8 protein-coding genes are annotated in these 15680 nt (G+C 69.0%); 6 read left to right on the plus strand and 2 right to left on the minus strand.

Annotated elements, in window-relative coordinates; translation table 11 throughout:
• Positions 1–410 precede the first annotated feature (410 nt).
• From J2847_RS16635 to J2847_RS16655, 5 genes are read left to right on the plus strand one after another with little or no spacing between them, the layout of a single operon-like run.
• A complete protein-coding gene (locus tag J2847_RS16635) occupies positions 411–4937 on the plus strand; it encodes a DUF6603 domain-containing protein (RefSeq protein ID WP_209780033.1) in 4527 nt (1508 codons plus the stop codon).
• 9 nt (positions 4938–4946) lie between these two features.
• Complete coding sequence (locus tag J2847_RS16640) at positions 4947–7262, plus strand: hypothetical protein (protein ID WP_209780034.1); 2316 nt, start codon at positions 4947–4949, stop codon at positions 7260–7262.
• A gap of 18 nt (positions 7263–7280) precedes the next feature.
• A complete protein-coding gene (locus tag J2847_RS16645) occupies positions 7281–11018 on the plus strand; it encodes a hypothetical protein (RefSeq protein WP_209780035.1) in 3738 nt (1245 codons plus the stop codon).
• A gap of 32 nt (positions 11019–11050) precedes the next feature.
• Complete coding sequence (locus J2847_RS16650; protein WP_209780036.1) at positions 11051–12520, plus strand: hypothetical protein; 1470 nt, start codon at positions 11051–11053, stop codon at positions 12518–12520.
• Positions 12521–12580: 60 nt separating this feature from the next.
• A complete protein-coding gene (locus tag J2847_RS16655) occupies positions 12581–13639 on the plus strand; it encodes a hypothetical protein (protein WP_209780037.1) in 1059 nt (352 codons plus the stop codon).
• 252 nt (positions 13640–13891) lie between these two features.
• On the opposite strand, the gene J2847_RS16660 is transcribed toward J2847_RS16655, so the two are convergent.
• Entirely contained in the window at positions 13892–14527 is a 636-nt protein-coding gene (locus J2847_RS16660; protein WP_209780038.1) for a calcium-binding protein, read from the minus strand.
• A gap of 255 nt (positions 14528–14782) precedes the next feature.
• Here J2847_RS16660 and J2847_RS34180 point away from each other — a divergent pair, with 255 nt between their 5' ends.
• A complete protein-coding gene (locus J2847_RS34180; RefSeq protein ID WP_233474576.1) occupies positions 14783–15484 on the plus strand; it encodes a hypothetical protein in 702 nt (233 codons plus the stop codon).
• 47 nt (positions 15485–15531) lie between these two features.
• Here J2847_RS34180 and J2847_RS16670 read toward each other — a convergent pair whose 3' ends face one another.
• The gene (locus J2847_RS16670; RefSeq protein ID WP_209780039.1) at positions 15532–15669 is read right to left on the minus strand and encodes a hypothetical protein; all 138 of its coding nucleotides are present in this window, start codon (positions 15667–15669) and stop codon (positions 15532–15534) included.
• Positions 15670–15680: the final 11 nt, after the last annotated feature.

Here is a 15680-nt window from a genome sequence, read left to right on the forward strand (position 1 = left end):
GCCATCCGCGATGGCCCCCCAATCGAAGAGGCTCTGATCCGCCCGGATCCGGACGGTGCAGGACGTCATCCGATCCAGTGCCCAGCGATAAAGCCAAGGCGCTGACAAGAAAGGAATTTCCCTATTCACAAGCATTTACATCGCAATTTTCTAAATTGCATAGTGTGGGGAGGGCGCATGGCTTTTCCCGCCAACCGTTCCTCCCGCTTTTCACCCTCCGCTCTCCTGATCGGCTGAGGCTTCTCCGTTCGACCGTCCCCCCTTCGTCGCGTCCGCCGTCCAGGGCTTCTCGCCCCCGCTGACACGCCCCCGCTGAACCGGCGGCACCCTTCGCCGCCGGCCGGCCGGGACCATGGCATCGGTTTCCGGGAGCGACCTGGAAGAACGCGCAAAACAACCGCGAGGCAGCGATGACCCTGTCCGAGTTGAAGGCCCTGATCGAAAGCAAGAGCGGCGACGATGGGCTGACGCTGTCGGCCGACGACGACGATTTGCCCGCCGAGTTGGCCGGCCTGCTGGAAACGATGCCGGACGGCGCGATCACGCTGATGCTGGCCGAGGATGGCCTCGATCTGGACGGCTCCTCGCTCACCATCACCGGCGCCGTGTCCGCCGACTGGGACGTCACGGGCCTGACGGCCTCGCTCGCGGTCGGCGCCGTCGCGATCACCATCGACGAGACTGAAGCGGGGATGACCGCCGGCTGCGTGCTCGACGCCACCTTGACGTTGGGTTCGGCCACGCCGCCGGTGTCGGTGACCTACGACGACGGTCCCTGGCTGGTCGCGCTGACCGGGACGCTGGACGCCGTGAGGCCGATCGATCTGTTGCGGCTCGGCCCGTCGAACGGCGAGCCGATGCCGATTCCCGAGGATCTGGATCTCCTCGGCGAGGTGCTGAGCGTCCTGCCCGACGATTTCGAGATCGCCTTCCATCCGGCCAAGGAGGACGAGGCCACCGAATGGAAATTCGGCATGCGGGCGCCGGCGACCCGCTGGGAGATCGCGCCGCCGACCCTGGTCTTCCAGGGGATCGAGTTCCGCGCCGCGCTGTCGACCGAGGAGACGCCGGTGATGACGGTGGCCGGCCGCCTGACCGTCGACGCCGTCGCCCTGCTGGTCGAGATCGACCTGTCGACCGAGGATGAATGGCCCGTCACCCTGCGTCCGGCGACCGGCACGGCCTTTCCCGGCCTGGCGGCGTTGGCGGGCTGGAACGGCGGCGCGACGCTGGCCGGTGCCGCGACGGACGGCGTCGCCACGCTCGACCTCGACCGTTCCGCCTTCGACCTCGCGATCAAGGCGGTCACGCTGGCGGTGGAATGGCGCAAGCGGTCCATCGCGTCCTTCAAGATCGCCAGCGCGCTCACGGTCGCCGAGCTGCCGCTCGATGTGGTCCTGAGCCTGCCGGATCTCGCGATCACCGGCGCGCTGAAGGACAAGGCGCGGGTCAAGGTCAAGGCCATGGTGGCGGCGGCCGGCTTGCCCGACGCCGGCGTCCCCGATGCGCTGGCGGTCGACGCGGTGGCCTTCTCGGCCAAGCCCCGCAAGGGCAGCTACGCGCTCGAAGCCGGCGTCACCGGTGTCTGGGCGGCCGGGCCGGTCGCGCTGGAGAGCGTCGCGTTCGCGCTGACCTACGGCCCCCAGGAAAATCCGGACGAGGAAACCAAAGGCGAGGAAACCGAAGGCGAGGAGGCCGAGGAGGAGAAGCCCGCGGCCGATGACGGGGATGGCAAGCCCGGCGGCGAGGACGATGGGAAGGGGGAGGACGGGAAGGAGGAGGGGGAAAAGGAGGCCAAGGGTGGCATCACCGCCGGGATCACCTGCCGGCTCAAGCTGGGCAACGACCTCACCCTGGCGCTGGAGGGCGGCTATGCCGGGGCCGAGACCGGATGGCGCTTTTCCGGCGCCCAGACTCCGCAGTCGCGCCTGTCGATCGGATCGCTGCTGGCGGCCCTGGGGCGCGAGTTCGGCGTCTCCGATCTGCCGGCGCCGCTCAAGGATCTTGCCCTGACCCGCCTGTCGCTCTGTTACGAGACGGGGGACGGCACCTTCGCCTTCGCTTGCGACGGCGGCTTCACCGTGGCGGACAAGGCGGTCGACATGTCGGTGTCGATCCGGATCGCCAGGGGTGGGCCGAAGGCCGGAAGCAAGGGGTACGCCGCCACGGTCGGCGGCGCGCTGACGATCGACGGCTTCCTGTTCGCCATCACCTTCGACCGGGATTCGGACTCGGATCTGCTCGTCGCGCTGTTCCGGCACGACGAGACGCGAACGGTCGATCTGGGCCGTCTGGTCGCCGGGGTCTCACCGTCGCTCGGCGCCCTGGTTCCCGGCGGCATCGCCGTCGATCTCGAAGAGGCCAAGTTCCTCTACTGGTCCGACGGCAAGACCAAGCGCTTCGCCTTCGGCCTGGGAATGGATGTCGTCGTCGATCTCACCCGCCTGCCGCTGGTGGGCGACCGCCTGCCGGCGGACGAAACGCTGGCGATCGACAATCTCCAGGTTCTCTACGCGTCCGCCGCCGTCGGCGCGGAGGAGACCGGCCGGATCGCCGCGCTGCTGCCGGAGGAGGCCACCGGCTTGCCGGAGGACGGCCTGTCGAAGGGGGTCGGCATCAGCGCCGACATCCGCTTCGCCGGCACCAGCCTCGCCCTGCTGCTGCCGGTCGGCGACGGCCCGGCCAGCGAAGCGGCCAAGCCGGAGGAGGATGAAGAGGCCGGGGAGGAGGCTCCGTCGGACGGCACCCGCTGGTTCAGCATCCAGCGCCAGTTCGGCATCTTCCAGTTCAACCGCATCGGCGTCGGCTTCGCCGACAACGTGCTGAGCCTGTCGCTCGACGCCGACATCGCCCTGGGACCGCTGACGCTCAGCCTGGACGGGTTGTCCGCCGGTTCGCCGCTCGACGCGTTCGATCCGGTCTTCGACCTGCACGGTCTGGGGGTGGACTTCCAGAAGGACCCGCTCGCGATCTCGGGCGCTCTCATCAAGCTGCGCCGCAGCGAGCTGGCCGCTGGGGTCGATTTCCAGTTCGACGGCGCCTTCTCGCTGCGCTTCAAGCAGTTCGGACTGGCCGGCATCGGCTCCTACGCGCGGATGAAGTCAGGGGACGCGTCGCTGTTCCTGTTCGTCCAGGTGCTGGCGCCGCTGGGCGGCGTGCCGCCGATCTTCATCGACGGGCTGATGGCCGGGGGCGGCTTCAACCGCGAGCTGGCGATCCCCGGCATCGACGAGGTGCAGAGCTTTCCCTTCCTGCTGCTGGGCCGGCCGCCGACACCCGGAAGCGAGGCCGAGACGTTCACCCCGATGGACGTGCTGCACGTCCTGGAGGGCAAGAAGGCGGTCGGCGACAACGTGAAGCCGCGCAAGTGGGTGGTGCCGCGCATGGGGTCGCTCTGGCTGGCGGCCGGGCTGCACTTCACCGCCTTCGGCATCATCAAGACCCGCGCTCTGCTGATCGTGCAGCCGACCGGCGATTTCACCATCGCGCTGCTCGGCATCGCGTCGATGCAGTTGCCGGTGCCGGCCGAGGGCGTGCCCACCTACGCCTTCCTCGAACTGCAACTGCGCGCGGTGTTCCAGCCGACGCTGGGCGTGATCGAGGCCTCGGCGGTCCTGACCAGCGCCTCCTACCTGCTGACGCGGGAGTGCCGGCTGACCGGCGGCTTCGCCTTCAGCCTGTGGTTCCCGCCCAGCCCCCACGCCGGCGACTTCGTCGTGACGGTGGGTGGCTACCACCCCGCCTTCAAGGTGCCGGCCCATTACCCGAAGGTGCCGCGGGTCGGCTTCAACTGGTCGGTCAGCGATTGCGTGACGGTGAAGGGCGAGGCCTATTTCGCGCTCACCCCTTCCTGCATCATGGGCGGCTGCGCGCTGGAGGCGCTGTTCAGCGACGGCGACCTGCGCGCCTGGTTCATCGCGCGGGCCGATTTCCTGGTTTCCTGGCGGCCCTTCTACTTCCTGGCCGAAATCGAGATCAGCGTCGGCGTCTCCTACCGGCTGAACCTGCTGTTCTGCCACAAGACGCTGTCGGTCTCGGTCGGCGCCGCGCTGACGCTGTGGGGGCCGCCGACCGGCGGCAAGGTTCGCGTCGACATCGTGGTGGTCAGCTTCACCGTCCGTTTCGGCGCCGACTACGGCAGCGGCGCCAGCGAGCCGCTGGACTGGGACGGCTTCTCCGCCATGCTGCCGGAACCGGACGCGATCTGCGTGATCGCGCCGGGCGCCGAACTGAACCGCACGGTCGACGACACCGCAAGCTCGAGCAGGAAGCGCTGGGTGGTGCAGCCGCGCGGCTTCAGCTTCACGACCCAGTCGGCCATCCCGGCAAGCCGCCTCGTCTGCGACGGGCCGGGCGGCACCGCTCCCCGGACGCACGCCGCCGGCGCGGGCATCGACATCCGCCCGATGAACCGGACCGGCGTGGACTCCACCCACCGGGTCCGGATCGCCCGCGACACCGTGGACGGTCCGGAGGTCGATCTGGACGGCTGGCGGTTCGAGCCGCGCACCCAGCCGGTGCCGAAGGCGCTGTGGGGCGAGCCGCCCAGCCCCTTCACCCACATCCCCGACCGCCCGACCGCCGACATCCTGCCCGACACCCCGACCGGCTTCCAGGTGACCACGCCGTCGCCGGTCCGGGGCGCGATGGCGGGGCCGGCGCCGCGCCACCGGCTGATGCGGGACTACATCAGCCCGCCGGGGCAGGCGCCGCTGCGGCCCGGAACGGCGGCGGCCACCGCCTACCGGCCCGTCCGGGACAACGTCACCATCGGGCAGATCGCGGCTGCGGCCGGCGACACGGCCCACGCCGCCCGCCAGTCGATCCTGGGCGCCCTGGGCGCCGCCGCGGTCTACCGAGGCCGCTGCGACCGGCTGGAGGGACTGGCGGGCCGGGCCGGCTCCCTCTTCACCTACGCCCCCCTGAAGCAGGACTGAGGAACGACCATGCCGGACGCCTCCGCTGCCCTCCCATTCGGCGACGTCGCCTTCTACGACAATCTGCTCCCGGCGACCCGCGCCGGGCGCTACTGGGTCACGGTCACCCATGAGCTTCCCGACGGCGTGCGGTCGGGCGATCCGTTCTCGGCGGTGCAGGAATTCCTGGTCGAGGCGCCGCAGTTCGCCCTGGAGGCGTCCGACATCCTCAGCGTGCACCCGCCGCGCGGCGCGACCGGCCTCTTCGCCGAACAGCTGCCGCATCTGGTGTTCCGCGAGCCGTCGCTGCCCTGGGAACGCCGGGTCGGCGGCGACGCCCGCACCCCCTGGCTCGCCCTGCTGGTGCTGACCGAGGACGAGCTGGACGGAGGCGGCACGGAGGAAAGGGGAGGAACCGGCGTGGTCACCGCCCGGATCCGGGATTTCCTGGCCCCCGAGCCGGGCGTGCTGAAGCCGGCGGTCGTTCCGGGTGGCGAGGTCGATCCGGACACCGCCTGCCGCTACATCCGCCTTCCGGCCGACCGCTTCGCCGCGCTCATGCCCCGCCGGGAGGAGCTGCGCTTCCTCGCCCATTGCCGGCGCTCCGGGGTGGGGGACAAGGCGGCGCAGAACCTGAACGCCGAGGGGCTGGTCTCCGTCGTCACCGCCAACCGCTTTCCGGCGCAGCCGCCGGACGGGGCGGCGCCGGTCAAGAACATCGTCCATCTGGTCTCGGTCGAGGGGCTGGAGGACTGGCTGGTCGAGCGGCCCGATTTCGCCGGCCGGACCAGCGTCGCCCTGCTGTCGCTCGCCAGCTGGAGCTTCCAGTGCGTGCGGGACCACGCGGTGGATTTCCAGGGGCTGGTCGAGGGGCTGCGCGGGGGCGCGGACCAGGAGCCGGACGCGCTGTGGCTGCGCCTGTCCCCTCCCCCCGCCACCGCCGCCAACGGTGTTGCCGCCGATCCCGCCGCCCTGGAGGTGTCGGACCGGCTGGCGCACGGCTTCGTGCCGCTGGCCTGGCACACCCGGACCGGCGAGACCGCCTTCGCCTGGTACCGTGGCCCGCTGACTCCGGTCCAGCCCGCTCCGGTCATCAAGCCCGGACCGCTGCTGACCGCCGACGCCGCGATCGTCTACCAGCAGCGCTTCGGCATGTTCGACCTGTCGCTGGCGGCGGCGTGGGAGGCCGGGCGGACGGCCGCGCTGTCGGACAAGGATTTCGCCCGCCGCCTGCTGGCCTTCCGGCGCTGGGCGATGAGCCATGTGGACGAGCTGCGCGAACGGCTCGACACGGTTGGCCCGTCCGCCCGCAGCCAAGGCGCGGCCCTGGCCGACGGCCGGTCGGCGCAGGAGCGGCTGCTGTCGGTGCTCGACGCCGAACTGGTCGATCGGATCGGCGGGCTGGGGGCGAGGCTGCTGAGCGGGACCGAAACGGCTCCGCGCCCGGCCGGCCGGGACGCACCGGCGGCCGATCCGCAGGCCGCGGTCCGCGACCTGCTGGAGAACCCGGCTGTCCAGCAGATGATCGAGGCCATCGTCAGCGAGGACGCCCAGGGTCTCGCCAGCTGGCTGGCGCGGCTGACGCTGTTCTACCCGCTGCCGTTCAACCTGCTGGTCGCCGACGAGCGGATGCTCCCGGCGGAGTCGCTCCGCTTTTTCCGGGTCGACGCCAACTGGGTCGATGCGCTGGTCGACGGCGCGCTCAGCCTCGGCCTGGAATCCAGCCGCCAGACCCTCTTCAACGCGCTCACCCGCGGCGTGCTGGGCCGGCTGGCGCGCAAGGCGGCGCAGGATCTGCGGCGTCAGGCGACGGGGGTCGAGCCGGCCGGGTCGGACGCCGGGCCGGACGGCGACGGGCAGACGATCAGCGGCCTGCTGCTGCGCTCCGCCCTGGTCTCGGGCTGGCCGACCCTGTCGGTGCAGCCCTACGCCGGCGACCAGCCGGTCAAGATCCTGCGGATGGACCATTTGTCGCCCACCGTGCTGCTCGTCCTGTTCGCGGGCATCCCCGACCGGATCGAGATCGCCGAGCCGCAGGAGGGCTTCCGCTTCGGCGTCGACGGCTCCGGCACGGCCACCTCGCGCCGGCTGGAAGGCGCGGTCGGCGAGCAGGTCGGCGACCAGGTGCCGGTCTACGACGCCCATGGCCGCGAGGCCCGCCAGATGCGCGACCGGACGGGCCGGGTCCTGAACCTCGCCCCCGGCGGCGCCGGGCTGGTCAGGACCCTGGGCGAGGCACTGGCCAAGGCCGGCGCGCCGCCCGGCGGTCCGCTGGAGCCGGCGCAATTCGCCCTTCAGATGATCAAGTCGCCCGAGGCGATCGTCTTCCACTGCCAAATCCCCTAGCCGTCGACGGAGCTTGCGATGCCCCTGCCCTCCCTGATCGTCCCCATGCGATGCGAGGCGATGGTTGCGAACACGGCCGTGGTCAACCGGACGGCTTTCCGGCAATGGCCGTTCAACTATCTCGCCCTGCCGGACTTCCGCAGCCCGGAGCCGGAACCGCTGTCGGGCATCGCCAAGACGAGGGATATCGGCGTCTTCGTCCATTGGACCCTGCCGGCGGCGCTGCGCGAGGGGCGGCAGGACGCCGTCACCGGCGCCATCGTGCATCCGCTGGTGCCCAACCGCTGGCTGGTGGTGCGGGTGCGCGGCGGCGACCGCCGCAACGTCACCGGCTGGGTGGTGGAAAGCGACTGCCCCAAGATATCCAGGAAGACGCCCGGCGATTCGGTGGACAGTTCGCTCTACCTCGTCGATCCTCCGGTCGCCGAGATGTGGCGGAGGAGCGGCGATCCGATCCGCGGCGCCTTCGTGCCCGCCGCCGACGGCCAGCCCAGCACCCCGCGGATCGGCGTGCGCTTCGAACTCGACGGATGGAGCGAACGGGCGGCGGATTCGGTCTTCCTCACCGCCGTCGCTCCGGCCAACCCGTTGTTCAGCGGCTATTTTCCCCATCACCGCAACGTCTTCGGCATCCACGACCCGCTCACCGGCATCGACAGCGACCAGCTCAGCTATTACGTGGTCGGCTGGTATTCCGATCCGACGCGCGACATCCTCGCCACCGCCCCCGGCGACACCCAGGCCGAACTGCTGGCGGCGCTGCGCTGGGCGCTGGACGATGGGGACGAAGGGGGGGACGAAGAGGGGGCCGGCGCGGCGGAAGGGCCGGCCGCGACCCGAAGCTTCTACACCGGGGGCTGCTTCGGCATCGACTGGCAGCGCAACGGGCCGGCGCCGGAGCCCGACACCCTGCACGGCATCATCCGGAACCCGACGCTCAACGTTGCCATCGCCAACACGCCGGTCGACGCCTTCACCGCCATGGTCGGCGCCCTGCTGAAGGAACCGGGGACGACGGCGCTGCTGCGCGCCTTCAACCACGACCTGCTCGACGTGCTCAATCAGGTGAACGGCGGCGCGCTGCTGGAACAGCGCATCCGGCAGGAATGGTTCGGCTCGGTCCGGGGCGGCGACCGCTGGGTCATCACGCCCGAGGATTCCGAGACGCCGGCCGAACTGACCGACGCCGAGACCGTCTGGCTCAACGCGCTCAACCTCAATCAGGCCGAACTCGACGAGGCGCTCGACCATCTGTTCTCGCTGCAATGGCAGGTGAACGCGATCTGGTACAAGCGTGGCGTGCTCGCGGAAATCCGGCCGGTCGACCGCCCGCCCGCCGCGCCGCCCGCCGCCGAACTCGACGCGGCGCTCGACCCCGACCGGCCGGACAGCCCGGCCGCCCGGCTGGTCGCCGCCCTGGAGCGGGTCAGGACGCTGCTGGCGCGCGTCCCGCGCCCCCTCGCCACGGCCGGCGCCAGCCGGGAGCAGGCGCATCAGGCCGGCATCGCCGATTTCGCCGCCAAGCGGGGGCTCGGCGCCGGCAAGCGGCTGAAGGCGGATGTGCCGCCCCGCCATTGGCGGCCCAACAACCCGAGCATCGTCCTGTCCGGGGTGAAGTCGCCCTACGCCGCCGATCCGGCCAAGGCCCTGACGGTGCGCCTGTCCGACCGGATCGTTTCCGGCCTCGTCGTCGGCGAAGGCGCGCCGGTCTCGCGCGCCACCATCGCCGCCGCGTTGCCGGCGCTGCCCAATCTGGCGTCCCTGCCCGAGCCGGTCGGCGCGCTGATGGACGAGCTGTTCCTGCTCGACCCGGCCAACGCGGCCAGCCTCGCCGCCGCCGCCGGCGTCGGTGCCGGGGCGGTCGCCGCCATCCAGGCCGCCGGGGATTCGGCCGCGCTCGTCGGCCTGCGGCCGGATCTGGCCATCGCGCGCTGGAGCCAGGACTGGGAGCCCCTGTTCCTGGAATGGCGCGGCGATTTCCTGCCCATCCCGCACGGCGCCGAGGACGACGGAAACTGGCATTTCGACGGAACCGACTACCGTTTCGCCGGCAGCGGCGTCGCGAGCGTCGCCCAGCAGGTCGGCGGCATCTCGCTGCTGAGCCCGCAGACCCAGCTCGTCCTGGGGGCCCGCCTCAAGACCTTCCTCGACAAGTTCGGCGCCGGCCAGGAAGGGCTCGGCGCGGTCTATGAACGGATCGGGGAGGTCTTCGGCTGGAAGTTCCTGACCCAGGAACTGGTGGGCTTCAACGAGGGGCTGCTGCGCCGGGACACCCGCGCCTTCCGCCGGCCCTGGCCCGGCGAGACGATTGGCGGCGGCGGCGGCACCCGGCACCGCCTGTCCGACCTTCTGGGCTACGACGACCCCGGCGCCGGGGCGGAGGCGCTGCCGGACGCGCTGCGCGGCCGGGTCGACAGCGTGCCGATGACCCAGTCCGGCGCCTTCCACGGAATCCGCGCCGGCCAGTTCTATTTCAACGATGTCATCCTCTACGACCGCTTCGGCCGCGTTCTCCAGTTCATCGGCCGCGGCGTGCAGCAGGGGCTGAGCAGCCACGACGTCTTTCCGGTCCTGATCGACGAGGCGTTGCAGCCGAACGTCAAGCTGGCGGCGAGCGCCGGGGTGAAATCGGTGATCGAGCTGCCGCCCCGGCTGATCCAGCCGGGGCAGGTCGATGCGCAGCTCATCGACAACAGCGACGACGGCGTGACCCTGGCGGCGGATGTCGGCGCCAACCCGGTCTGCGGCTGGCTGGTGCCCAATCATCTCGACGGCAGCATCCTGCTCTACGGCCCCGACGGCGCCAACCTGGGCGACGTCCGCCTGCTGGTCGACCTCGACGGCGACACCCGGCGCGCGGTCTGGGCGCCGCCGCCACGGGGCGACGTCGCCAGCGTCGACGACCTCGCGCGGGTCTCGCCGCATCTGCGCGATTTCGTGGCGTCGCCGGTCTTCCAGCGGGAGACGTCGTTCAACGCCTTCCTGCGCGCGATCGACTCCACGCTCTGGACCGTCGATCCCCTGGGAGGCCGCACGAACGCCAACCTGACCAGCCTGGTGGGGCGGGCGCTGGCGCTGGTCCGGGTGCGGCTGCGGCTGCGCCACAGCGGCGCCCCCTTGAGCGATCCCGGCTGGGCGAACACGCTGCGGGACGAGGCGCCGGCTTGGATCAAGCAGAAACACGCCCTGCGCCTGGGCGACCAGGCGACGCGGCAGGACGGCACCATCGGCTATTTCACCGGCACCGACTACGACGTCTTCAACAGCGTGGTCGCGCCGGACGGCGGGCAGGCCTATGTCCGGCAGATCGGCCCGCTGGGCTCCGGCCGGAACTATCCCCGCCTGTCCTTCGAGCCCGACGACAGCGTCACGCTGACCCTGCTGCTCGACCCGCGCGGCAGTGCGCGGGTCTTCACCGGCCTGTTCCCGGTCAAGACGCTGGAACTGCCGAACCGTTTCGTCGACGGGCCGCTGTCGCGGATGGCGCTGACCTTCCGGATGGGGCCGATCCTGACCACCCTCCACGCCGCGACCAGCGCGGACGACCGGCCGCCGCCGTTCGAGAAGGCGATCACGCTGCCCCTGCCGGCCGAGCAGGGCGGCAGCTGGTCGTGGTGGGAGGCGGTGGCGGACGCGGCGGAGGCGACCGGCCACGACATCACCGCCGCCACGCCCAACGCCGTGCTGCCGCCGGTGCCCAACTCCCTGCGCGAGGGGATGCTCCAGCTCCTGATCGACTTGGCCGAAAAGAAATAGCCGGTCCGACCCAAACACAAGACAGGTGCGCCATGACCGATGCCCTTCTGACCTATCAGACATCCTTCCTGCCCGAGACGTTGCAGGTCAACCAGAGCGGAAGCGTGATCATCACCCCGCGCCAGGGCGCGACCCCGTGCTGGTGCAGGGCCCTTACCTTCATCGTGAAGACAGCGCCGGATCCGGACTATCTCTTCCTCGCCTCGCCCGGCCCCACCGTCGAATACAACAACCGGAATTGGGTGCCATCCGAGGAGAAGGTCGTCGCCGCCGCCGATTACGGGCTGGGCGTGGGCGACGCGAAGTATTTCAAGTTCCACTGCGAGGATGAGGAACACCAGCAGATCACCTACGACCTGGAATTCACCATCACCGGGCACACCACGTCGGAGGTGACCACCAGCACCATCGTGGTCATCGAGGAGTCCGGCACCTCCCCATCGTCCTTCACGGAGAAGGAGACCGATCTGCCGGTTCCGGTCACCACCCTCAGCCTGTTCCTCCGCAATTTCATGGCGACCGCCGACGGCAAGCCGGGGGTTCCGTGCACGCGGTTCAACCGTGGCGACAAGATCGTGCTGTCCTGGGAGAGCAGCGGCACCCATTTCACGATCTACTCCGACAAGACGGGGGAGATCTGGAGCGGCGGCGGCAAGGATTGGTCGATCGACGCGGGGCTGGCGGCCGACACCACCCTGGTGCTGGCGGCATCGCTGCCGATGGTGGGGGAGGACGCCGAGGCCGATGAGGACCTCGCGCTCGGGCTCGGCTCCAAGCTCTACGCCAGCCTGACCGTCACCATCGCCGATCCGGCGATCCTGACGCCGCACGAACTCAAGGTCGCCGGACCGTCCACGCTCGACGGCTCCCTGAGCGTGAGCGGCGCCGCGACCCTCACCGCCGCCGCGCCCGCCGACGCGCTGACCATCGCCAGCGGCCGCACCGTGCTCAAGGACACCGCCGTCACCGGCGCCCTCGGCGTCACCGGCAACCTCGGCGTCACCGGCACCGTGACCGCGACGGGCGCCCTGACCGCGCAGAACGGCCTCGCCGTGAGCGGCGCCCTGTCGGCCGCCGGCCCCGCCGCCATCCTGGGCGAGCGGTTCTCCCTGACCGAGCGGCTCGGCATCTACATGGCCTCCACCGACGGCTATGTGATCGGCACCATCCAGTGCAGCGGGAATTTCCCGGTGCGCCCGCAGATGGGGTGGATCTGGGCGAGCGCCGGCGGCGTGACCGTGTCGGCGACCGGCGGCTCGACCGCCTTCTGCTTCGTGCCGAATGACAGAAAGCTCTGGATCGGCTCGAACAACCAGAGCCTCCATCTGCCGGTGCGCAAGGGCGAGAATTTCACCATCGGCTTCGCCATGGAGGCCGCGATCAGCGTGGTCAAGCCGACCTATTCCTTCTTCTGGATACCCTTCGGCGCTGGCAGGCCCGACTGGGTGGGCGAAGCCCCTCCCCCGTCGATTCCCACCAAGAGCGACGCGATTCAGATCTAGCCCGGTTTCCAGGCCGGCACGCGCGCCGCGCACAACCTTGCATCAATCGGGAGACGATAAATGGCCGAAAAGCGGAAGATCACCCTGCATGTCAAGAACGCGACCCAAGGCATGATGTGGCGGCTCGCCTACGATCTGTCGCATGGGAAATGGAAGCAGCAATCAGCCGAAACGATCGCGTCCGGCGCCACCGACACCTACATTTCGACCGGCATGAGCGATACGGCCACGGGCACGACCGGCTATGTCCGATATCTTCTGTGGGACCGGATCGCGACCGTCCAGCTCAATTGGAGCATCGGCTACAGCGCCAGCAACAGCGGCGGACCCGTGTTGGACGGGAACACCAAGGACGCATTCAGCGCCAGACTCACCAATGACTCCTACAGCGATGTGGTTTCGTTCCCGCAGGCCGGCGACGCCAACACCTACTGGTTGATCAGCGACGTCGCGGCCGTCAGGACCAGCCCGGACGGATTGCGCTCGGCTTCCGACCGGAGCGGGTCGCTGGCCGACCTTCTGGCCGCCCGCCTGGCCGGATTGTCGCGGGTGGATGTGGGGGACCGGCGGATCGACATTCCGGGCGCCCTGAACGCGATCCCCTGCGGGAAATACGACGAGGCCGATCTGACGCGCCTGTCCGCCGGCCGGACCCAGGCCTCGCTGCACGAGGTCCTGGAGACCAAGCTGCCCGCGATCGAGATGCTGAAGTTTCTCGGTTCGAGCGATCTGGTGCCGGCGTGGCACGCGGCCACCGCCTCGGCCGACTTCGTTGACGAGAAGCTGGAGATCATTCCGGACCTCAGCCTCCGGCGACTGGTCGAGGGGGCCGTGTCGGCCGTCCGCGACGCCCTGAGCGGACGGCCCATCGCCTACGTCGACGATCTGGCCGGAGAGCTGGAGGCGGCCAAGGCGGCGCTGATGGGCTTGGAGCACAGCGAGGACATGGCCGTGCAGGTGGCCATGGTGGAGGCGGCGCTGGCCCTGCTGCATCAGAAGCCGTCCTCGATGCTGGAGACGGTGGGCTCCAGCGTCCGCGCGACCGTGGAGAAGGACACGGTGAGGTTCGCCCGCCTCTCCGGCGAACAGTTGACGCGGCTGCGCGCGATCATCGGCTGACGGCGGCGAGGCGCCGATGATTCCATTGGAGGATTCGAACGAATGGGAATCATCGGCGCGTCGCGGAAATCCGGCTCTGCCTGTCGCTTCGGCTCTTCGCTATCATGTCCGGACTCTGCCTAAACGGCGCCTCCGGAAGTCTCGGAGCGGGGAAAACACTCCATCCCGACCGTTTACGGAAGAGCCGTGCATCGAATCTCCCGCATCGGCCGGGACCGTGTGGCGATCCCGGCCGATGCGGTCATGGCCCGATCATGCCAAGCCGAGATAATCCCAGAAATCGTACGTGGTGCTTCCAACCTGGATGTATTCGACCTCGCCCGACCCGTGGCCACTGCCGTTGAAGAAATTCTGAATCACGATCCCATCGCTGATGCCATTGGCATCGTCAGCCGCGGTGTAGATGATCAGATTGTTGTTGTTGCTCGAGTCGAGCGCGAAAAGCAGGTCGCCGAAGGTCACGTCGTTGATGACGAGCTTGTCCGAAGTGCCGCTGGCGTCGGCGATCCACGAGAGACCGCCGTCGTTATAGTAGTGGATGTAGACATCGTCGCCGGAACCGCCCTGAAGCACGTCGCGGAAGCCGGATGCGCCGCCATTCAGGGTATCGTTGCCGGCTTCTCCATAGAGCCAGTCGTCGCCGGCGCCGCCCAGGAGGTTGTCGTTGCCTGTCCACCCGTACAGCGTGTCCGCGTCGTTTCCACCGTTGATGAAATCGTTGCCGGCACCGCCATCGATAGTATCGCTGCCGTTGCCGCCATCAATGTAGTCGTCGAGGTTCCCGCCGACGAGTTGATTTCCAAGGTTGTTCCCATAAATCGACCAAGCTTCGTTCGGATTCGTCGCAACATAATCGAACTGCGTCGAGGGCAGAGAGAAAAAGCCCATTTTTTCCTCCATATTTCAATGGTTCAAGGCGAGTTGTTGTGTTCAATGCGCTAACAAAGTAAATCGATTGAGTCAATAATATTTATTATTATATACTATAGTATGCGTAATGTTGATGTTAAATTAATTGCGCGTTAACTAAGTGATGATATGATTTTGTATGTCTGCTGATTGTTATCGTTACTTAGCTACATAAGCATTGTTGACTGTCTGGCAACCAAACCTGATGCGGATGGTGGGCTCAAGGAGGATCCGATGAATGTTTCTGACCTGTCCGCCGCTGGCCCGGCGATAAGAAGCGGGACTGCGGCACCAAGCGCCCGCACCGCCGCGACGGCCGCGCGGGGTGCGGAGACGGCAACGAGCCGGAGCGATTCTGTGGAGCTGAGTCCACTGGCGGTGGAGTTGAAGGATGACGCGCTCACCGTCTTTTCCGGCCTATCGTCTGAGGATCGCTCCACCCTGGGCGGCCTGGTGTCGTCCGGTGCGATCAGCGCCCGCGACCTTGGGCTCGCGCTCACCAGCCGGCTCAAGGAAGCGAGGGCCGGGGCCTTCTGGGAGGGCGCGCGGCAGGCTGTTGGCTCGTCGCAGGGCAACCCCCTCGACATCTCGATGGAGGAGATGGCCGCTTTCGATCAACGCCGGGCGGCGATGCGGTCCGGTGGCGACCCGTTGGAGGCTATGCGGGATATGGCCGCCGAGTTTTCCCGGACCGGCGATTCGGCTTCGCGGGGCAGCGTCGGTACCGGTGGGACGCCCTTCGTGATGAAGGCGGGCGACGAGCGCTACGTCCAGAATGACGACGAGCGTCAAGCCGGCAAACGCCTGTCCTCGCTCGGTTTCAAATCGGAAAGCTTCGACTCCGCGGTCCGCTTGCTGGCGAACGCTGACGTGTCCCGTTTCGTCAAAGCCGACAAGGACGACTCCGCTGCATGGAAGCCCGGTCAAGAGCAATAGCGCCGCCCGAAGATCGACGCTGCGCTGTTGCCCATTCATTAGGGCGATCACGCGGGGTAGCCCCAGCGCTCGAAGGCAAAAGCCCAGCGTTCACGGACGCTGCGGCGGGTCGAGGCGTCCAGCTCGTGCCGGGCGCGCCGGTAGTCCCTTACCCCGGCCAGATAGCGCTCGACCCGGGGCCTCACCGTTTCGAACG

The organism is Azospirillum agricola (genome assembly GCF_017876095.1).
GTDB classification, from domain to species: Bacteria; Pseudomonadota; Alphaproteobacteria; order Azospirillales; family Azospirillaceae; genus Azospirillum; species Azospirillum agricola.

What these genes read in the sequence shown, in the direction of transcription:
- J2847_RS16635 (WP_209780033.1), top strand. Translation starts at nt 411, where the DNA reads ATGACCCTGTCCGAGTTGAAGGCCCTGATCGAAAGCAAGAGCGGCGAC.
- J2847_RS16640 (WP_209780034.1), top strand. Translation starts at nt 4,947, where the DNA reads ATGCCGGACGCCTCCGCTGCCCTCCCATTCGGCGACGTCGCCTTCTAC.
- J2847_RS16645 (WP_209780035.1), top strand. Translation starts at nt 7,281, where the DNA reads ATGCCCCTGCCCTCCCTGATCGTCCCCATGCGATGCGAGGCGATGGTT.
- J2847_RS16650 (WP_209780036.1), top strand. Translation starts at nt 11,051, where the DNA reads ATGACCGATGCCCTTCTGACCTATCAGACATCCTTCCTGCCCGAGACG.
- J2847_RS16655 (WP_209780037.1), top strand. Translation starts at nt 12,581, where the DNA reads ATGGCCGAAAAGCGGAAGATCACCCTGCATGTCAAGAACGCGACCCAA.
- J2847_RS16660 (WP_209780038.1), bottom strand. Translation starts at nt 14,527, where the DNA reads ATGGGCTTTTTCTCTCTGCCCTCGACGCAGTTCGATTATGTTGCGACG.
- J2847_RS34180 (WP_233474576.1), top strand. Translation starts at nt 14,783, where the DNA reads ATGAATGTTTCTGACCTGTCCGCCGCTGGCCCGGCGATAAGAAGCGGG.